This is a genomic window from Pseudomonas sp. 478 (assembly GCF_003254125.1).
GTDB lineage: Bacteria > Pseudomonadota > Gammaproteobacteria > Pseudomonadales > Pseudomonadaceae > Aquipseudomonas.
Window position 1 is genome coordinate 152,148 of sequence record NZ_QKZG01000001.1, and the last position, 18,609, is coordinate 170,756.

The 18,609-nt window shown below is 60.2% G+C and carries 17 protein-coding genes; 7 read left to right on the forward strand and 10 right to left on the reverse strand.

The genetic code is table 11. The features are described 5' to 3' along the window. Positions 1-630: a LysE family translocator gene (locus tag DFS28_RS00775; RefSeq protein WP_111448581.1), complete on the reverse strand. Its 630-nt coding sequence runs from the start codon at positions 628-630 to the stop codon at positions 1-3. A 145-nt stretch (positions 631-775) separates the two neighbouring features. On the opposite strand from DFS28_RS00775, the gene DFS28_RS00780 reads away from it, so the two are divergent. Then, complete coding sequence (locus DFS28_RS00780) at positions 776-1,252, forward strand: Lrp/AsnC family transcriptional regulator (protein ID WP_111448194.1); 477 nt, start codon at positions 776-778, stop codon at positions 1,250-1,252. Positions 1,253-1,376: 124 nt separating this feature from the next. Here DFS28_RS00780 and lpdA read toward each other — a convergent pair whose 3' ends face one another. Next, positions 1,377-2,777: a dihydrolipoyl dehydrogenase gene (gene lpdA, locus DFS28_RS00785; protein WP_111448195.1), complete on the reverse strand. Its 1,401-nt coding sequence runs from the start codon at positions 2,775-2,777 to the stop codon at positions 1,377-1,379. A 215-nt stretch (positions 2,778-2,992) separates the two neighbouring features. Between lpdA and hflK (DFS28_RS00790) the strand changes: the two genes are divergently transcribed. The 5 genes from hflK (DFS28_RS00790) to cfaB all read left to right on the forward strand — a co-directional run bounded on the left by hflK (DFS28_RS00790) (position 2,993) and on the right by cfaB (position 10,358). Then, complete coding sequence (hflK, locus tag DFS28_RS00790) at positions 2,993-4,951, forward strand: protease modulator HflK (protein WP_111448582.1); 1,959 nt, start codon at positions 2,993-2,995, stop codon at positions 4,949-4,951. Continuing rightward, a complete protein-coding gene (hflC, locus tag DFS28_RS00795; protein ID WP_111448196.1) occupies positions 4,948-5,982 on the forward strand; it encodes a protease modulator HflC in 1,035 nt (344 codons plus the stop codon). Before hflK (DFS28_RS00790) ends, hflC begins: the two co-directional genes overlap by 4 nt. Then, the gene (hflK, locus tag DFS28_RS00800; protein WP_008156700.1) at positions 5,979-7,037 is read left to right on the forward strand and encodes a protease modulator HflK; all 1,059 of its coding nucleotides are present in this window, start codon (positions 5,979-5,981) and stop codon (positions 7,035-7,037) included. The genes hflC and hflK (DFS28_RS00800) overlap by 4 nt, the downstream gene beginning before the upstream one ends. Continuing rightward, a complete protein-coding gene (locus DFS28_RS00805) occupies positions 7,034-8,944 on the forward strand; it encodes a cation-translocating P-type ATPase (RefSeq protein WP_111448197.1) in 1,911 nt (636 codons plus the stop codon). Before hflK (DFS28_RS00800) ends, DFS28_RS00805 begins: the two co-directional genes overlap by 4 nt. A gap of 226 nt (positions 8,945-9,170) precedes the next feature. Next, positions 9,171-10,358 (forward strand): C17 cyclopropane fatty acid synthase CfaB, encoded by a 1,188-nt coding sequence (gene cfaB, locus DFS28_RS00810; protein WP_111448198.1) that lies wholly within the window; start codon positions 9,171-9,173, stop codon positions 10,356-10,358. Here the strand turns inward: cfaB and cls are convergent. After that, the gene (gene cls, locus DFS28_RS00815; protein ID WP_111448199.1) at positions 10,355-11,794 is read right to left on the reverse strand and encodes a cardiolipin synthase; all 1,440 of its coding nucleotides are present in this window, start codon (positions 11,792-11,794) and stop codon (positions 10,355-10,357) included. The genes cfaB and cls overlap by 4 nt on opposite strands. 131 nt (positions 11,795-11,925) lie before the next feature. Here cls and DFS28_RS00820 point away from each other — a divergent pair, with 131 nt between their 5' ends. After that, positions 11,926-12,447 (forward strand): DUF3617 domain-containing protein, encoded by a 522-nt coding sequence (locus DFS28_RS00820; protein WP_008156692.1) that lies wholly within the window; start codon positions 11,926-11,928, stop codon positions 12,445-12,447. A 24-nt stretch (positions 12,448-12,471) separates the two neighbouring features. On the opposite strand, the gene DFS28_RS00825 is transcribed toward DFS28_RS00820, so the two are convergent. The 7 genes from DFS28_RS00825 to folE2 are packed head-to-tail and all read right to left on the reverse strand — an operon-like array spanning position 12,472 to position 18,582. Continuing rightward, positions 12,472-13,353 carry a His/Gly/Thr/Pro-type tRNA ligase C-terminal domain-containing protein gene (locus tag DFS28_RS00825; RefSeq protein ID WP_111448200.1) on the reverse strand — a complete coding sequence of 294 codons (882 nt, stop codon included), beginning with the start codon at positions 13,351-13,353 and terminating at the stop codon, positions 12,472-12,474. A 17-nt stretch (positions 13,354-13,370) separates the two neighbouring features. After that, positions 13,371-14,708 (reverse strand): dihydroorotase, encoded by a 1,338-nt coding sequence (locus DFS28_RS00830; RefSeq protein WP_111448201.1) that lies wholly within the window; start codon positions 14,706-14,708, stop codon positions 13,371-13,373. A gap of 2 nt (positions 14,709-14,710) precedes the next feature. Further along, positions 14,711-15,271, reverse strand: coding sequence for a DapH/DapD/GlmU-related protein (locus DFS28_RS00835; protein ID WP_111448202.1), 561 nt, complete (start codon positions 15,269-15,271; stop codon positions 14,711-14,713). Then, positions 15,268-16,143, reverse strand: a complete 876-nt coding sequence (locus DFS28_RS00840; RefSeq protein WP_111448203.1) for a metal ABC transporter substrate-binding protein — start codon at positions 16,141-16,143, stop codon at positions 15,268-15,270. The genes DFS28_RS00835 and DFS28_RS00840 overlap by 4 nt, the downstream gene beginning before the upstream one ends. Before the next feature lie 11 nt (positions 16,144-16,154). Beyond that, entirely contained in the window at positions 16,155-17,021 is an 867-nt protein-coding gene (locus DFS28_RS00845; protein WP_111448204.1) for a metal ABC transporter permease, read from the reverse strand. Further along, the gene (locus tag DFS28_RS00850) at positions 17,021-17,689 is read right to left on the reverse strand and encodes a metal ABC transporter ATP-binding protein (protein WP_111448205.1); all 669 of its coding nucleotides are present in this window, start codon (positions 17,687-17,689) and stop codon (positions 17,021-17,023) included. Before DFS28_RS00850 ends, DFS28_RS00845 begins: the two co-directional genes overlap by 1 nt. Next, a complete protein-coding gene (gene folE2 / locus DFS28_RS00855; RefSeq protein ID WP_111448206.1) occupies positions 17,686-18,582 on the reverse strand; it encodes a GTP cyclohydrolase FolE2 in 897 nt (298 codons plus the stop codon). The genes DFS28_RS00850 and folE2 overlap by 4 nt, the downstream gene beginning before the upstream one ends. Positions 18,583-18,609: the final 27 nt, after the last annotated feature.

Here is an 18,609-nt window from a genome sequence, read left to right on the forward strand (position 1 = left end):
TCAAGCCTGTTGCACGAAGGTCAGCCGCACAGCGAAGCCGATCAACAAGCTGCCGAATAGCCACTGCTGCAGGCGCTGGGCTGAAGGACTGCGTTGCAGCCAACGGCCCAGCGCTGCTCCGGTCAGTGCGTAGGCGCTGTCGAACAGCAAGCCGACACCGACCAGCACAATCCCGAGGGTCGCAAATTGCGCGAGCACTGGCCCGGCATGTGGATCGATGAACTGCGGCAGCAGCACCGAGCAGAACAGCAAGGCTTTGGGGTTGAGCAGGTTAGTCAACAAACCGCGCTGGATCGCTGTGCGCCAGCGAGGTTTCTCGGTGGGGGCGTCTGCTCCGTTCAAACTCGGCAGCATTGTGGTTCGCAGGCATTGAATGCCGATCCACAGTAGATACGCGGCCCCGGCCAGGCGTACCACGTCGAACGTCCAGGGCGCAGCCTTGAACAGTGCCGCCAACCCCAACGCTGCCAACGCCACATGGCAACCACGGGCAATGCCCAGACCCACCGCAGTGGCCAGCGCCGCGCCTTTGCCCTGACGGGCACCGGTCTGCAACAACAGGATCATGTCCGGGCCCGGCAACAGATAGACCACCGCCAGCGCCATGAAAAACACCCAGAGTCCTGCCACGTTGCACCCCATTCGTTGTCGATTCGGTACGGCCAGTCTAGGGCTGAAGGGCAGGGCAGGTGGTTGCGTAGTTCGCTTCTAAAATGCTTCCGGTTGGCATAACCTGCCACTCAATTGCAGGTAAACCATCAGGATCTGCCAAACCATGAAACTCGACGCCTACGACCGCAAGATTCTCGCCGCCCTGCAACGGGACGGTCGCCTGAGCAATGTGCAACTGGCTGACGAGATCGGCCTGTCCGCCTCGCCTTGTTTGCGCCGGGTTCGAATGCTCGAAGAAGCCGGGGTGATACGCGGTTACCAGGCCAATCTGGATCGCGACGAAGTGGGGCTTGGGTTGACGGTGTTTGTCGGGGTCAAGGTCGAGCGGCATAACGACGAACAGGCCGAATCCTTTCGCCTGGCCGTGACCGCGTTGCCTGAGGTGATTTCGGCCTTTCTGGTGTCAGGGGAATCGGATTTTCTGCTGCAAGTGGTGGTGCCGGACCTGCGCGCCTATGACCGTTTCCTCACGGGGCGTTTGCTGAAATTGCCGGGCGTGAGCGACATCCGCAGCAACTTTGCGATTCATACGGTGAAGACCCCGGGGGCGTTGCCGCTGGAGCATTTACCCACGAACTAAGATCGTTCCCACGCTCTGCGTGGGAATGCAGCCCGGGACGCTCCGCGTCCCTTCCGGAGCCGAACGCGGAGCGTCCGTTGTGGCATTCCCACGCAGAGCGTGGGAACGATCAGGGGCGACACCATTACATCTGCGTCGCCATCCCCTCCACATTCATCGCCGCCTGGCGCAAGGCCTCGGAGCGGGTCGGGTGTGGATGGCAGGTCAGGGCAATGTCTTCGGCAGAGGCGCTGAATTCCATGGCCACGCAATATTCGCCAATCATTTCACTGACGCTTGGACCCACCAGGTGCACGCCGAGAATCTCGTCGGTGCGCTCATCGGCCAGCACTTTGGCGAAGCCTTCGGTTTCGTGATTGATCTTTGCCCGGCTGTTGGCGGTGAAGGGAAACTTGCCGACTTTGTAGGCGCGACCTTCGGCCTTGAGCTGCTCTTCGGTCTTGCCGACGCTGGCCAGTTCGGGTTTGGTGTAGATCACGTTGGGGATCAGGTCGTAGTTGACCTCGGCCGCCTTGCCGACAATCTGCTCGATGCAGACCATGGCCTCGTCTTCGGCCTTGTGGGCGAGCATCGGCCCGGACGTGACGTCGCCGATCACCCAGACGCCAGCCGCTTCGGTGCGATGACCTTTGTTGGCGAGCATGCCGCGTTTGTCCGTGGCGAGGCCGACGTTCTCTAGCCCCAGGCCTTGGGTGTAAGGCCGGCGGCCGATGGATACCAGCACATAATCCGCTTCAATCGTTTCGGCCGTGCCACCGGCGGCGGGTTCGACGCTGAGTTGAACGCCGGTGGCCGAGGTGGTGGCGCGGGTGACTTTGGAACTCAATTTGAAGTTGATGCCCTGTTTACTCAACGAACGTTGCAGGGTTTTGCCGGCTTCACCATCCACACCGGGGCAGATCCGGTCGAGAAACTCGATCACTGTCACCTGAGCGCCCAAACGCCGCCACACCGAACCCAGCTCCAGACCGATCACTCCGGCGCCGATCACCACCAGATGCTTGGGCACTTCAGTCAGTGACAGTGCGCCCGTCGAATCGAGGATGCGTTTGTTGTCGATGTCCACACCGGGCAGGGGAGTGGACTCGGAACCGGTGGCTATGATGATGTTCTTGGTGTTCAGTTCGGTCTTTTCGCCCTGGCTGTCGGTCACTGTCACTTTGCCGGGCCCGTCGATGTGGCCCCAGCCCTTGACCCAATGGACTTTGTTTTTTCGAAACAGAAACTCGATGCCCTTGGTCAACCCGGCAACGCTTTCATCCTTTTGCTTCATCATTTGCGCGAGGTTGAGTGTGGGTTTGACTTCAATCCCCAGGTTGGCGAATTCCGCGCCCATGGCGGCGTCGTAGAGTTCGGAGGCGTGCAGCAGCGCTTTTGATGGCATGCAACCGACGTTCAGGCAGGTGCCGCCGAGCGTGGCGCGTCCTTCGACGCAAACCGCTCTGAGGCCCAACTGACCGGCGCGGATCGCTGCGTTATAACCACCGGGGCCTCCGCCCAGAATCACGACGTCATAGATGCTCATGGTGTACTCCTGGAGTGAATCGGATCGGAATGGGTAAACGTAGTTCCTGGGTAAAATTACGAACGTAATATGTGCGTTCCGCAGTATTTCGGTCAAGGCTTCAGCCAAGCGACAGGTTGAGCGCCTTTAGATACAGCATTTAAGAACGGAAATTTCACGGTTTTCGTTATATCGTAACGAAATGTGATGTGAGCAACGATAAACACTGGGGTGGTATGCAAGTCGATCTCGATGTCGATGGGACGCAAGTAGCCGGGCTGCCGCGTTTCCAGCAGGCGGTTTTTCAAGGGCGACGATTGCGTCAGTTCGCAATCGGTCTGGGCGCTCTGGCGGCGGCAGGTTGGTTGCTGGCGTTTTTTGTCGGGCTGTTTGCGCCACAGTCATTCTGGCCTGCGTTGCTGGTCAATCAGAGCGCCGGTTTGCTGGTGCTGGTCGCCGGTTTGCAATCGGCCTGGTGGGTGACGCAATGGCGCGCACGGGCGTTGAACCCGGTCGTGCAGGTCGTCGTTGCTGAGGAAGTCGTTGCCCCGGTGGGCTGGTACGAACGGCTGCTGGATCGGCTCAGCCAGCGATGGCTGCGAATGCTGGTGCAGATCGGCGCTCCGACGCTATGGCTTGCAGGTTGGTCGCTGCTGACGTTATTGAGCATCGAACAAATCTGGAACCTTGCACCGACGCCAACCGCACTGGGATTGTCGGCCAGTGTCGGTGCGGCGCTGTCCTTGTTGCTGGCCTTCGGTTTGCTGGTGCTGGAGCGACAACTGGCGCAGGAAAACGTCGCGCAATGGCCCGAAGCAGCGTCGTTGGCGCAGCTGACTCGGGTGGCAATCATTTGTCTGGTGCTCAGCGCTTTGTGTCTGTTGTTGGGTAGCGAAACCTCGGTCTGGCCGTTGCGTCTGGCGGTACTGATGGGTTTGCTGCCAGGGTTGGTCGCCGCTGAGCTGCTGTTGCGCGCCTTGCTGTCATTGTTCAGTCCGCAGCGCGAACAACTCGAACCTGCCTTGCTGGCGCGCAGCTTCGTCGCCGACATGCTGCGCTGGCCGCCGCAACCTTTGTTGGCGTTGCAGCACGAATTGCACAACCGCTTCGGCATCGACCTGCGGCAGATCTGGGCCTTCACCTACATGCGTCGGGCATTTTTTCCGGTGCTGGTGGTGGTGGCAATTGTCGGTTGGTCACTCACCGGCATTCACGAAATACCGCTGCAAGGGCGGGGCATCTACGAGCGATTCGGCAAACCGGTGGAGGTGTTCGGTCCCGGTTTGCACGCAGGTTTGCCTTGGCCTCTGGGCCGAGTATTGAGTGTCGAGAACGGTGTGGTCCACGAGTTGGCCACCAGTGTTGGCGACACACCGGCGCCGGTCGTGGCCGAACCCGCCGAAGGCCCGGCGCCCGCGATTGCCAATCGCTTGTGGGACGCGAGCCATGTGAACGACAAATCCCAAGTCATTGCCAGCAGTCGAGCCGACAAGCAGAGCTTCCAGATCGTCAACATGGACGTGCGCTTCGTCTACCGCATCGGTCTGAGCGATCAAGCGGCGTTGGCCGCGACTTATAACAGCGCTGATGTCCCGACACTGATCCGCAGCACCGCCAGCCGGATTCTGGTCCACGATTTCGCCTCGCGCACCCTCGACGGTTTGCTCGGTGAAGACAGGGTAGGGCTCGCCGAAGAGATTGGTCGGGCGGTACAGGCTGACCTGCAGAAACTCGACAGCGGCGTGGAAATTCTCGCCACCGTGGTCGAGGCGATTCATCCGCCGGCCGGTGCCGCCAATGCTTATCACGGCGTCCAGGCTGCGCAGATTGGCGCCCAGGCATTGATTTCCCGCGAGCGTGGGGCGGCGGCGGAAGCCACCAACCAGGCGCAATTGCAGGCCAGCATCGCTCGCGATCAAGCGACGGCCAGCGCTCGTGAAATCAACGCCACCGCCCAAGCGGCTGACTTGAGGTTCAGCGCCGAGCAAAAGGCCTACGCCAGTGCCGGCCAAGCCTTCGTGCTGGAGCAGTATTTCAGCCAACTGTCTCAGGGCTTGGCCAATGCCAGGTTGCTGGTGCTCGATCATCGTCTGGGCGGCAGTGGTAATGCGCCGACCATCGACCTCCGTACATTCACGCTGCCGGTTGATCCTGTGCCAGCGCGTAAAACCGCTCAGCCAGGAGCTGCCAATTGAGCCAGTCGCACACTCACGATCACGATGACCACACTGGCCACGATCACGGCCATGGCGGGCATCACCACGGCCATCACCACCATGGTGATCCCCAGGAAGCGGGCCCGTTCCCATGGCGGCGAATGGGCTGGGCAGCGTTGCTGGTAGCGTTCGCCGTCGCGGCGGCGAGTCTGGTTCAAGTGCGTTCGGGGGAGGCCACGGTGATCACGCGCTTCGGTAATCCTTCGCGGGTATTGCTGGAACCAGGTCTTGGCTGGCGTTGGCCTGCTCCTTTTGAAGCGGCGATTCCTGTCGATCTGCGACTGCGCACGACTTCGAGTGGTTTACAGGATGTGGGTACGCGGGATGGTTTGCGCATCATTGTTCAGGCTTATGTGGCCTGGCAGGTTCAGGGCGATCCGGACAACGTGCAACGCTTCATGCGTGCCGTACAGAATCAACCGGACGAAGCAGCGCGGCAAATTCGCACGTTTGTGGGGTCGGCTCTGGAAACCACGGCTAGCAGTTTTGATCTGGCTAACCTGGTGAACACCGACGCCAACCAAGTACACATCGCTGATTTTGAAGCGCAACTGCGTCAGCAAATCGATCAGCAGCTGCTCACCACTTATGGCGTGCGGGTGCTGCAAGTCGGCATCGAGCGTCTGACCTTGCCATCGGTAACCCTCACCGCTACGGTCGATCGCATGCGTGCCGAGCGTGAAACAATCGCCACCGAACGCACGGCCATCGGTAAGCGCGAAGCGGCGCAAATCCGTTCTGCCGCCGAGCGTGATGCACGAATCGTACAAGCCGATGCGACCGTGAAAGCTGCCGATATCGAAGCTCAATCGCGCGTCGAAGCCGCGCAAATTTACGGTCGCGCCTACGCCGGATCGCCACAGCTCTACAACCTGCTGCGCTCCCTCGACACACTAGGCACCATCGTCACGCCCGGTACAAAACTAATTCTGCGCACCGACGCCGCGCCGTTCCGGGTGTTGGTTGACGGTCCGCCGACCCTCGATAACAAGGCCGGGTCGCAGCCATGAAATTAGTTCCACGTGGAACAAATGAGTTAAGCAGTCCCTGGATTCAGGCGGGGCGATTGGCTTTTTTGGCCCTTTACGCCGTGACAGTGCTAGCCGCTTTGGTTTGGGCATTCTCTAATGTGCGGCAGATTGATCCGCAAAATCGCGCGGTGGTTTTGCACTTCGGCGCGCTGGATCGCATCCAGAATGCTGGCCTGTTATTGGCTTGGCCCCGCCCTTTTGAACAGGTGATTCTGTTGCCCGCGGCGGATCGGGTGATTGAGCGTCGGGTGGAAAATCTGCTGCGCACCGATGCGGCGTTGCAGGCGGATCGAGCGGCGAGTTTCGCCACACCGATCAGCGATGCACTCGCCGGCTCCGGTTATTTGCTCACCGGTGACGCGGGCGTGGTGCAACTGGATGTGCGGGTTTTCTACAAAGTCACCGAGCCCTATGCCTTCGTCCTTCAAGGCGAACATGTGTTGCCGGCATTGGATCGATTGGTGACTCGCAGTGCGGTGACCCTCACTGCCGCACGAGATCTGGACACTATTCTGGTCGCTCGACCGGAGCTGATCGGCGCCGATAGTCAGGCTGCTGAACGCCGCGAACGGTTGCGCGGTGATCTGGTGCAAGCCATCAATCAGCGCCTGGCTGACCTCACCGCGACCGGGCAGGGATTAGGAATAGAGGTGACGCGAGTCGACGTGCAATCGAGTCTGCCCGGGCCAGCGGTCAACGCCTTCAACGCTGTTCTGACCGCCAGTCAACAAGCCGACAAAGCCGTGGCCAACGCTCGTACTGAAGCCGAGAAACTGACTCAGACTGCCAACGAACAAGCCGATCGCACGCTGCAAGTCGCTCATGCCCAAGCGAGCGAACGGCTGGCCAAAGCCTCGGCTGACACGGCCACGGTGTTGAGCCTGGCCAAGGCGCAGCAGCAGGGCACCGACCCGCAAATGCTGCTGCGCATCTACCGCGAGCGGATGCCGAAGATTCTCGGTCAGGCCGGTTCGGTGACCACGGTCAATCCGAAAGATGATTCCCGCCTGATCATTCAGGGAGCTGCACAATGACCACCCAAACCGCCGCCGCACCGAGCATGTTGTCCTCGGCTGAACAACGCAGCGCCGCCCGCCAATTGACCCTGGCCATGCTCGCATTGGGCCTGCTCGCGCTCGGCCTGACCTGGCGCTGGTTGTCGCCGGAGCAGACGGGCGTCAGTCAATTGCTGTTGGGCTTTGCTTCGTTATTGGTGGCCGTGCCCGTGATGCGTTCAGCCTGGTACAGCCTGCGTTATCCGAGCCTGCACGGGATCACTGATCAATTGATCGCCCTGGCCATGCTCGGGGCGTGGGCCACGGGTGATCTGCTGACTGCGGCGTTGCTGCCGATCATCATGATCTTCGGCCACGTGCTGGAAGAGCGCAGCGTGATCGGTTCCCAGGAGGCAATTCGCGCCCTCGGCAAACTGACGCGCAGCCACGCGCGCAAAGTTCAGGCCGACGGCTCCATCGTCGAAGTCGATAACGGCACACTCAAGGCCGGCGACCTCGTTGAGGTGCGCGCGGGTGATCGAGTGCCGGCGGATGGTCGGGTGTTGTCCGGTCAGGCGAGCCTGGACACCGCTTCGATTACTGGCGAATCGGTGCCGATGGAGGCTGCCGTCGGCATGCAGGTCTTCGGCGGCGCGATCAACCTCGACGGTCTGCTGCGCATCGAGGTAACTCGCACCGGCAATGAGTCGACCCTCGGCAAAGTCATTGCGCTGATGCAAAGCGCCGAGCGTTCCAAACCGCCGATCACACGGTTGCTGGAACGCTACGCCGGCAGCTACATGGTGCTGGTGTTGCTGCTGGCCGCCGTGACCTGGTTCGTCACTAACGATGCCCAGGCCATGCTCGCGGTGTTGGTGGCGGCCTGTCCTTGCGCGCTGGTGTTGTCCGCGCCGGCCACGGCAATTGCCGGGGTGGCGGTGGCCGCTCGTCACGGGATTCTGATTCGCAGCTCCGCGTTCCTCGAAGAGTTGGCAGACCTGACGTCACTGGTGGTCGACAAAACCGGAACCCTGACCTTTGGCACCTTGCGTTTGCAATCCATCGACAGCCCGCTCGAGGATCGCAGCCACGTCCTCAAACTCGCTGCCAGCCTTGGTTCTGCCAGCAGTCATCCGGTCAGCCGCGCGCTCGCCGGGTTGGTCACCCAGGAACCTTTTCTGCAGCTCTGCGACATCCACGAGCGTCAGGGGCTGGGCGTGGTGGCGATGACGGAGCAGGGCGAGGCGGCGCTCGGTCGTCCGGAGTTGTTCGCGCAGTTGGGTATCGCCACTTCAAGTGTCCCCGACCACGATGGCCCGATTGCCGGGCTGGCGCTCAACGGTGAATTCCTCGCCTGGCTGTTGTTGGCCGACAGCGTCAAACCCGAGGCTCGATTTGCCTTGAGCGAGCTACGTGAATTGGGGTTGGGCCGGCAGTTGCTGCTGACAGGTGATCGGCAAAGCGTCGCACACACATTGGCGCGAGATGTCGGGATCAGCGACGTTGAAGCTCAAGCGTTGCCTGAGGACAAACTCAATCGCGTGCTGAAGGAAATCGGCAGTGGCTTTCGGCCGATGGTCGTGGGAGACGGGATCAACGATTCGCTGGCGCTCAAGGCCGGTGTGGTCGGCGTGGCCATGGGCGCGGGCGGGGCGGATATCGCGCTGGCTTCGTCCGACATCGTTTTGATTGGCAGCGACCTGCGTCGACTCGGCACCTGTGTGCGCTTGAGTCGCCAGTGCCGGCACACGTTGCAGGTTAACGTGATCATCGGTCTGGGCTGGACGCTGGCGATTGTAGCCTTCGCTGCCTTCGGTTGGCTTGGCGCTGCTGGCGCGATGATTGCTGCGCTGTTGCACAACTTCAGCACGTTGCTGGTGTTGGGGAACGCCGGGCGTTTACTGCGTTTTCAGGAACCATTGCTCAAGCTTGAGGATGAGGATTGAGTACGTCGGGTAAATGCTCTAAACAGAGCGATCGCGGTCGATTTCAAGTTTTCAGAACTGTATGACGAATTCGTAGTCATCTAGGTGAGGGCAATCACTTTTGTGAATTCGCGACGGTGGGTTCGAGCGTTACGAATCATAGAAAAGGGCTATTAATTCGATAGCCAGCTATTTTTCAAGGATGGTCTACCCTCACATCAGACGTCTGAAACTAGAGGGACTATCCATGCTCGCGCACCTTCCTCCGGCCTTACAGAATCTGCAGTTGCCGCTACGCCTGCGACTCTGGGACGGCCATGAATTCAACCTGGGGCCGACGCCCAGCGTCACTATTGTGGTCAAGGACCCACAAATGGTTACCCAGTTCACCCACCCAAGCCTGGACGCGCTAGGAGCGGCGTTTGTCGAAGGTAAACTTGAACTGGAAGGCTCCATCAGCGACGTGATCCGCGTCTGCGATGAATGGAGCCAGGCATTGGTGAGCGAGGACGACGACAGTCAGCCGGTGCGCACCGTTCACGACAAGGAAACCGACGCCAAGGCGATTTCCTACCACTACGACCTTTCCAACGCGTTTTATCAGCTGTGGCTCGACAGTGACATGGCGTATTCCTGCGCCTATTTCGAGACTGGCAGCGAAACGCTGGAGCAAGCCCAGCAAGCCAAATTCCGCCACCTGTGCCGCAAGCTGCGGCTGCAACCAGGGGAATACCTGCTGGATGTCGGTTGCGGTTGGGGCGGACTGGCACGCTATGCGGCCCGGGAGTTTGGCGCGAAGGTGTTCGGGATCACACTCAGTAAAGCGCAACTGGAACTTGCCCGTGAACGGGTGACCGCCGAAGGCCTGGACGATCTGGTCGAACTGCAACTGCTCGACTACCGTGACCTGCCGCAGGACGGTCGCTTCGACAAAGTGGTCAGTGTCGGCATGTTCGAACACGTCGGCCATGCCAATCTGGCCGAGTACTGCAAGACCTTGTTCGGTGCGGTGAAGGAGGGTGGCCTGGTGATGAACCACGGGATCACCGCCAAACACACCGACGGCCGTCCGGTGGGGCGCGGTGCGGGCGAATTCATCGAGAAATATGTGTTCCCCAATGGCGAGCTGCCGCACCTGTCGATGATCTCTGCCGAGATCAGCGAAGCAGGGCTGGAGATTGTCGACGTCGAGAGCCTGCGCCTGCACTACGCGCGTACGCTGGACCATTGGAGTGAACGCCTGGAAGACAACCTGGAAGCGGCTTCCAGGCTGGTGCCAGAGCAGGCCTTACGGATCTGGCGGCTGTACCTGGCGGGATGCGCTTACGCGTTCGCCAAGGGCTGGATCAATCTGCACCAGATTCTCGCGGTGAAAGCTCACCCCGATGGCAGCCATGAACTGCCATGGACGCGCGACGATATCTACAACCCTTAAAGTATCGGTGAAATAAGCCGGGCGACCCGCATGCCGACCTGTTGCAGGCGGCGGGTCTCCCGGCTTTCTTCTTTGGCGATCTCGTGAGCCTGTGCAAAGTCATCGTTGAGCATCTGTTCTACTTCGGCGGCAAACGCGCTGTCGACCGTCAACAACATCACTTCAAAATTCAGCCGGAACGAGCGGTTGTCCAGATTGGCACTGCCAATGGCGCTGATTTCGCTGTCGATCAACACCACTTTCTGATGCAGAAACCCCGGCTCGTAGCGGAACACTCGCACGCCGGCGCGTACCGCTTCGAAGGCGTACAGGCTGGAGGCGGCGTAGACGATGCGGTGATCGGGCCGTGAAGGCAGGAGCAATCGCACATCAACACCGCGCAGTACTGCCAGCCGCAACGCTGCGAATACCGCTTCGTCAGGGATGAAATAAGGACTGGTGATCCACACCCGTTCGGTTGCCGCATGGATGGCTTCGACGAAGAACAACGAGCAGGTTTCGTAGGAATCTGCCGGGCCGCTCGCCAGCAATTGGCAGAGCACGCCGTCGTCCGGGTAAACGTCCGGCAGGATCAGCGGCGGCAATGAGCGGGCGGCCCAAAACCAGTCTTCAGCGAAAGATTCCTGCATGCAGGCCACCACCGGTCCGCGTACTTGCACATGGGTATCGCGCCACGGGGCGAGGGGTGGTTTCTCGCCCATGTACTCGTCGCCGACGTTGTGCCCACCGACGAAACCCAGCACACCATCGACCACCACAATCTTGCGGTGGTTGCGGAAGTTGACCTGGAAGCGGTTGAGCCAGCCGCTGCGGGTGGCAAAGGCTTTGACCTCGACGCCGGCATCGCGCAGTGGCTGCACGTAACTGTGAGGCAAGGAGTGGCTGCCGATGCGGTCGTACAATAAATAAACCGCCACGCCTTCGGCGGCTTTCTTCAGCAGCAAGGTTTGCAGGCGTTGACCGAGGCGATCGTCGTGGATGATGAAAAACTGAATCAGCACCGCTTCCTTCGCGTTGCTGATGGCGTCAAAAATGGCGTTGAAGGTGGCCTGGCCGTCGATCAGCAAACGCACTTCGTTGTTCGCCAGGCACGGCATGCGCCCCAGTTTCGGCATGGCCCTCAAGGACGCGTAAGCATTGGAGGCGCGAGCGGTCAGCGCCTCTTCTACCCAAGGGCGCCAGTTGAGCTCGGAGATCGCCTTGCGCATTTCTTCGTTGGCCTGGCGCCGAGCGTTGATGTAACCATCGAAGGTGCTGCTACCGAAGACCAGGTAGGGGATGAGCGTGAGGTAGGGAATAAACAGCAACGACAGGGCCCAGGCGATCGATCCCTGGGCGGTCCGGACGGTGAGCACGGCGTGGATGGCTGCGATCAGGCCCAGCGTGTGTAGCAGTGCAATCATGTAGCCGAAAATATGCGGTCCAAAGTAATCCATGGGGCAGCCTTGCTCCTGAAGATTCAATGCTTAACAGACCATGTTCCGTGCAGAATGTCGCTATTTAATTGGCCCATGAACCGAAGCCACTGGCTGACGTCTAACGGCCACTAATGATCAGGAGTTACTCGATGAACGTTCGTCTGCTGGGTTTGGCCATGGCTATTGGTTTGTCACTTCCTGTGGCCGCTCAGGCGCAGATGTTGCAGCCCGGTTTGTGGGAAATGACCACAAGCAACATGAAGGTCGATGACCAGAATCTCCCGGATTTGCAGCTGATCCTTGGCCAGATACAGAGCCAGATGACCCCTCAACAGCGAGCGCAGCTCGAAAAGCAGGGCATCACCATGGGCGGCAAAGGGATTCGGGCTTGTCTGACGCCGGAGCAGGTGAAGACAGACAATATTCCGCTGACCGATCCACAGTCGGGCTGCAAGCAGGAAATCACCGACCGTACCGGGAATCAGTGGAAATTCCGCTTCAGCTGTCCGAAAGCGCAGGGCGCCGGTGTCGCCACTTTCCTCAGTGATCGTGAGTTCACCACCAAGGTTAACGGCACGTTCAATGCTACCGGTATTCAGCAGAAGGGTAGCCTCGAAAGCCGCGCTGTGTGGTTGGGGCAGGATTGCGGGACCGTCAAACCGAGAGCTTAAAAACTCGTCAGCAGGCCCGCGCCCTTACATGACTGTGTGGGAGCGGGCCTGATTCAACCACTCACACACCGTCTCAACGCTCATCCTGCCGAAATCCTCCCCAGTGCGGCTGCGCACACTGACAAACCCGCCTTCTTTTTCTTTCTCCCCGATCACCAGCAGATACGGCACATGCTGACTGTGCTCGCGAATTTTTTGGCGGACTTTCTCGTGACGCAGATCCGCGCGGGCGCGCACGCCACTTCTGCGCAATGCCTCGGTGACCGACTGCGCGTAATCCGCCTGACGTTGGTCCATGCTGACAATCATGACGTGGGGCGGTGTCCGCCAGTTATCAAGCTCTTGTTGGCAGGACCAGCACGTACCGTAAATCCTTTGCGGCAACGTACTGCTGATGTGATCGAGGGTGAACGCTTGCAGCACTCTGGTCGCGGGGACATGCGGGCCGGCGGTCGTAGATTCGACGTTCCCCAGGCGGTACAGCGGCGTCTTTCCTTGACGGCGAATCGAGTGATTGGTCGCCGCCAGCGTCTGCATGCGGGCTTCGATCAGTGGCAGGTCTGTCGGCGTTAAGGATCGCTCGGCAGAAAACTCATGAAAGAATCCGTCGCCCAGCGCCGTTCCTGAGTGCAATTGCACCTGGGGATGGAGTTGTTTAACGGCCATGGCCAGCATCAATACACAGGAGCGTCGCAGGATCTCCAGCCCATCGGGCTCTTGAGGCGTGACGATGCTGACCCGGGCATCGGCCTCGATCATGAACTCACAGTCCACCAGGATGCCGTCCACTCGGCCGGCCACCGCCGCTTTTGCCAGTCCGGGTCCGATACTCGCGGCGAGCTCGTACACCGACAGTGGCTGGTCGTATTCACGCAATGAACCATCGCTCAGGGTGATGTGAATCATGTCGGTACTCCCGAGTGCTAGCGCATAAACCGTAGTGGTAAACCCTGACAGTTGTCATTAAGACGTTGGTCGTGCCAGGCAATTTGCCCCGACACGATGGTGGTGCTGACGCTGTGGCGAAAACGCTGTCGGGCAAAAGGTGTCCAGCCGCATTGAGACAGGATCGGCTGCTGGGAAACGGCAACGCCGCCGGGTTCGGGTTTGATCATAACGAGGTCAGCCCAATAACCTTCGCGCAAATAACCGCGGTCGGGAATGGTGAACAGATCAGCGACCCGGTGACTGGTTTTTGCGACGAGCGTAGTCATCGGCAACACTTCATCTGCGACCAGTTCCAGCAACGCGGGCAGGGCATGTTGCACCAACGGCAAGCCGGATGGCGCCTGGCTGTACGGCCGCTGTTTTTCAGCCCAGGTGTGAGGCGCATGATCGCTGCCGATCACGTCGAGCCGATCGCTCAGCAATGCTTCGCGCAAGGCATCGCGGTCGGCCTGGGTTTTGATCGCCGGGTTGCACTTGATCAGGTTGCCGAGGCTCGGGTAATCCCGGTCATCGAACAGCAAGTGGTGCAGGCAGACTTCGGCGGTGATGCGTTTCTGGGCCAGCGGCTTGTCTTCGAACAACGCCAGTTCGCGGGCGGTGGTCAGGTGCAGAACATGCAGTCGGGTGCCGTGACGCCTGGCCAGTTCCACAGCCATTGAGGAGGAGCGAAAGCAGGCCTCGGCGTTGCGGATCAGCGGGTGGGCCGCCGCTGGAAGGTGTTCGCCGAACAACTCACGCAGGTTCGCTGCGTTGGCGTCGATGCTGGGCGTGTGTTCGCAGTGGGCCAACAAAAGGGTCGGCACCTCGGCGAATAGCCGCTCGAGAATCCTCGGGTCATCCACCAGCATGTTGCCGGTCGAAGCGCCCATGAACACTTTGACTCCCGCAACTTCACAAGGATTGAGCTTGGCGACGGTGTCGAGATTGTCGTTGCTCACGCCGAAATGAAAGCCGTAATTGGCGACGGAGTCAGTTGCCGCTCGACGCTTTTTATCGGCCAGTGCGCTGAGGGTCAGGGTCGCCGGATTGGTGTTGGGCATGTCCATGAAGCTGGTGATGCCACCGGCCACCGCAGCCCGGGATTCGGTGTAGACGCTGCCTTTGTCTGGCGAGCCTGGATCGCGGAAGTGCACTTGGTCGTCGATCATTCCGGGCAGCAGCCACTGCCCTTGTGCATCGATTTCAACGTCGGCATTTTCACCGTGGATGCTGCTGGCGATCTTCACGATTCGCCCGTTGCTCACCAACAGATCACCATCAAACTCACGGCCTTCATTCACCAGCCGGGCATTGCGAATCAGCACGCTGCTCATGGTCAGAACTCGTTCTGCAGGGCTTTGTAGCCGCGCACCAGGTCGACGTTGGTGCGCGCCACGTCTTCGGAAAACTCCGAGGCGCTGACGCTCACCGGTGGGAACTGCGACAGATCAGTTTTCGGGCCGATGCGGGTGGTGGAGGGCACATAGAAGTCTTCAGGCAGGTCGCGACCGTCGACTACCGAGTTGTGGCGCACCACGCAGCCGTCACCGACGACGCAGTTGAACAGCACGCTGTTGAACCCGATGAACACCCGATCGCCAACCTTGCATGGACCATGAATGATCGAGCGGTGGGCGATGGAACTGAACTCGCCGATGGTCACTGCCGCCCCGGACTTGGAGTGGATCACCACGCCATCCTGGATGTTCGAGTTGGCGCCGATGGTGATCGGCTCCATCTCGCCCGAGGCATCCACTTCGTCGGCCCGAATCACCGCGTAAGGACCGACGAAGACGTTCTCGCCGATCACCACTTTGCCGCAGATGATGGCGGTTTTATCCACGTAGGCAGACTCCGCTATCACCGGCAAATCACCGGAAGGATTCTTGCGGATCATGGCTTGCTCAACGCATCGTACAGGGTGTTGAGGTTGTACTCGAACAACCCGACGAAGGTGCTGGCCGGCCCGGTCGCCGCGAGGGCATCGGAGTACAACGTGCCACCGATGTACGCGCCGCTTTCATCGGCAATCTGCTTGAGCAGGCGTGCATCCTTGATGTTTTCCATGAACACCGCTTTGACCTTGGCCTGGCGAATCTGGGTGATCAATGCAGCGACTTCGGTGGCTGACGGTTCGCGTTCAGTGGACAGACCTTGAGGGGCCATGAAGTCGATGCCGTAAGCCTGACCGAGGTAACCGAAGGCGTCATGGGACGTCACGATTTTGCGATTGCCCGGTGGCAGCGAACCGAGTTTTGCCTTGGCTTCGGCAAGCAACGCATAGATCTGTTTCAGGTAGGCCTGACTGTTGCGTTCGTAGTCGGCTTTGTTCGTCGGGTCGGCGGCGATCAGCGCCTTGGTGATGTTGCTGATGTACAGCTCAGCGTTCGCCAGATTGTGCCAAGCGTGCGGGTCGGGAATGGTCTCGCCATCTTCATCCAGGGAGCGCGGGATGACGCCGTGGCTCGCGCTGATCACTGGCGCCTTGGTCTCGGTGCTGGTCACCAGGCGGTCCAGCCATGGCTCGAAACTCAAGCCGTTTTTGATGATGAGTTTGGCTTTGAGCAACGCCTTGGCGTCGTCCGGGGTCGGCTCGTACGTGTGAGCATCGGCGTCCGGGCCGACCATGTTGGTGATCTGGATATGGTCGCCGCCGACTTGATGGGTCATGTCGGCGAGGATGCTGAAACTGGTGATTACCTGAAGTTTTTCCGCAGCAGACAGCGACATCGACAGCAGCAAACTGAACAGCACGAGTAAAGCGCGCATCGGGTAACACCTCATTGGGATGTGAGCAAAGGCGGGCGGCGCAGCAAACCGTGCACCGGTCCGAACACCACGGACAGCAGATACAAACCGCCAGCCACCAGCACGATCGCCGGGCCACTGGGCAGCGAGTAGTAGAACGACAGCAACAGTCCGAGCCACACCGAGAGGCAGCCGAGCAGGGCGGCGATGGTCATCAACACGGGCAAGCGACGACTCCAGAAGCGCGAAGCGGCGGCGGGCAACATCATCAAACCGACCACCATCAGCGCGCCGATGGCTTGAAAACCGATCACCAGATTCAGCACCACCAGGGTCAGAAATACGCCGTGAGCCAAGGGGCCGAGTCGGCTGACGGTTTGCAGAAAGAGTGGGTCGAGGGTGTCCAGCAACAGCGGTTTGTAGATGAAGGCCATGGCAATCAGACTGAATGCCGAGACCCACACCATGCCGGTCAACGTCGGGCCATCGACGGCCAGCGCCGAACCAAACAACAGGTGTAACAGGTCCAGACGTTTGCCGGCGATGCCGAGGATCAGCACACCGCAGGCAAGGGAAATCGGGTAAATCGCGGCGAGGCTGGCGTCTTCTCGCAGGCCGGTGCGACGGGTGATCCAGGCGGCGAGTCCGGCCATGCCGAGACCGGCACCGAGGCCGCCGACGGTCAGCGCCGGCAGACTCAATCCGGCGAACCAGAAGCCCAATGCGGCCCCCGGCAGAATGCCGTGAGCCACCGCGTCGCCGATCAGGCTCATGCGTCGCAGGATCAAAAACACGCCCAACGGTGCGGTGCTGCATGCCAGAACCAATCCACCCAGCAGCGCTCGGCGCATGAACACGAACTCGTGGAACGGTTGCCAAAGATGAGCGGCTGCGAGCATCAGGCCACCCGCGTATGGGGTTGTTGGTGGATCAGATCGACGCTCGATCCGAGGACGCAGCCGGTACTTTTGATCAGCAACGTTTGAGGAATGTGTTGGCGAACGGCGGCCAGGTCATGGCACACGATCAGCTGGGTTCGGCCTTCGGCATGCCAGGCGTGAATGTGTTTCCAGAGCAGCGCTTGGCCGAGCTCGTCGAGGGCGGCGTGGGGTTCGTCGAGCAATAGCAATGGTGCGTCGGCGAGGCTCAAACGGGCGAGCAGGGCACGCTGCAATTCGCCGCCGGACAAGGCCATCAACGGGCGCTGTTCCAGTCCGCTCAGGCACCAGTTTTCCAGCACGGCTTTGAGGCGCTGTCTGCGCGTTTCGGGAGACTGCGTGCTACCCCAGAAACCGGCGGCCACTAACTCTTGCAGGCTAATGGGGAATTGGCGATCCAGGTGTTGTTGCTGGGGCAGGAACGAGAGGCTGCCTTTGCGTGGAACATCCAGGATGACTTTGCCCATTAGCGGTTTTTGCAAACCCGCGATAACTTTCAGCAGGCTGCTTTTGCCCGAGCCATTGGCACCGATGACGGCGGTCAGACTTCCTTTGGCCAGTTCGAAATCCACAGAGGGCGTCAGTGGCTGGCCGGGTGCACCCCAACGCACGGCTTGGCAACGGATCATGCGGCCTCCCAATTCCAGCGGCTTTCGGCGACCGCATCGTGTGCGTGTAGGCTTTCCGCGTGGACGACTCGTATGTGGAAGGCGTTGACGCCGGGGGAGCGTTTCAGGGCCAGGTTCAGACGCCGTGCGGCGTCTTCGCAGAACATCAGGTTCTGACCGTTGGCCAGCGCGAAGGCTTGTTCGTCGGCGCGTTTTACGGCGGTTTGTACGGCGGTGCCGAGGGCCGCTTCGGCGTCGTTGATGATCGCGATCAGCGGCAAGTCATCCAGATAGTCGTCCAGTCGAAGCCGCAATTGCGCAGTGCTCCGTTGGCTGTGAGGCGTTGCGACGATGCCTTTTGTCGAGCCGAGCCAAGTCAACACATCGGCGTGTTGCAGTGGCTTGTTGGCGAAGTCATCGACGAATTGCTGCTGAATCAGTTGCCGGGAAAGCGCGGCGGAGCACGGACAAGTCGAGGAATAAGGCACGTCGATTTTTAGTTCCACGTGGAACATCGCGTTTTTCAAACGTGCTTCGATGCTCACTGGATAGGTTTTCCAGCCGGCCAATGGACTGACCAGCGCCGGTCTTTTGAGCAGTAAATCGGTGTGGATTTTTAAGTGCGCGCTGGTGGACAGTCCTTCATGAGTCTCGAGAAAACTTTGCAAAACTCGCCGCAACAAGGCGGGTGTCAGGTTTTCTTGCTCGAGGATTTCCAGCACCAAGTACAGACGCGACATGTGAATCCCGCGCGCCTCGCCATCGTCGAGGCTAACGCCGGCGTCGGCCTTTGCACTCAATCGTTGGCCATCGAACAAAACAGGAAGAGCAACGCCGTACATGCCCACCCAGTCGAGTGGCAGGGCTTGGCGTGAGGCCTGCGCGGCAATATCCGGCAGAGTCAGCGCATTCATGAGCAGGTCCGTCGTGGGAGTCGATTC

Excerpts from the sequence above, each read along its gene's own strand:
- cls (WP_111448199.1), bottom strand. The coding sequence starts at position 11,794 with ATGGATTACTTTGGACCGCATATTTTCGGCTACATGATTGCACTGCTA.
- DFS28_RS00830 (WP_111448201.1), bottom strand. The coding sequence starts at position 14,708 with ATGAGCAGCGTGCTGATTCGCAATGCCCGGCTGGTGAATGAAGGCCGT.
- DFS28_RS00780 (WP_111448194.1), top strand. The coding sequence starts at position 776 with ATGAAACTCGACGCCTACGACCGCAAGATTCTCGCCGCCCTGCAACGG.
- DFS28_RS00840 (WP_111448203.1), bottom strand. The coding sequence starts at position 16,143 with ATGCGCGCTTTACTCGTGCTGTTCAGTTTGCTGCTGTCGATGTCGCTG.
- hflK (WP_008156700.1), top strand. The coding sequence starts at position 5,979 with ATGAAATTAGTTCCACGTGGAACAAATGAGTTAAGCAGTCCCTGGATT.
- folE2 (WP_111448206.1), bottom strand. The coding sequence starts at position 18,582 with ATGAATGCGCTGACTCTGCCGGATATTGCCGCGCAGGCCTCACGCCAA.
- DFS28_RS00835 (WP_111448202.1), bottom strand. The coding sequence starts at position 15,271 with ATGATCCGCAAGAATCCTTCCGGTGATTTGCCGGTGATAGCGGAGTCT.
- DFS28_RS00850 (WP_111448205.1), bottom strand. The coding sequence starts at position 17,689 with ATGATCCGTTGCCAAGCCGTGCGTTGGGGTGCACCCGGCCAGCCACTG.
- DFS28_RS00845 (WP_111448204.1), bottom strand. The coding sequence starts at position 17,021 with ATGCTCGCAGCCGCTCATCTTTGGCAACCGTTCCACGAGTTCGTGTTC.
- cfaB (WP_111448198.1), top strand. The coding sequence starts at position 9,171 with ATGCTCGCGCACCTTCCTCCGGCCTTACAGAATCTGCAGTTGCCGCTA.
- DFS28_RS00805 (WP_111448197.1), top strand. The coding sequence starts at position 7,034 with ATGACCACCCAAACCGCCGCCGCACCGAGCATGTTGTCCTCGGCTGAA.
- DFS28_RS00825 (WP_111448200.1), bottom strand. The coding sequence starts at position 13,353 with ATGATTCACATCACCCTGAGCGATGGTTCATTGCGTGAATACGACCAG.
- hflK (WP_111448582.1), top strand. The coding sequence starts at position 2,993 with ATGCAAGTCGATCTCGATGTCGATGGGACGCAAGTAGCCGGGCTGCCG.
- DFS28_RS00820 (WP_008156692.1), top strand. The coding sequence starts at position 11,926 with ATGAACGTTCGTCTGCTGGGTTTGGCCATGGCTATTGGTTTGTCACTT.
- lpdA (WP_111448195.1), bottom strand. The coding sequence starts at position 2,777 with ATGAGCATCTATGACGTCGTGATTCTGGGCGGAGGCCCCGGTGGTTAT.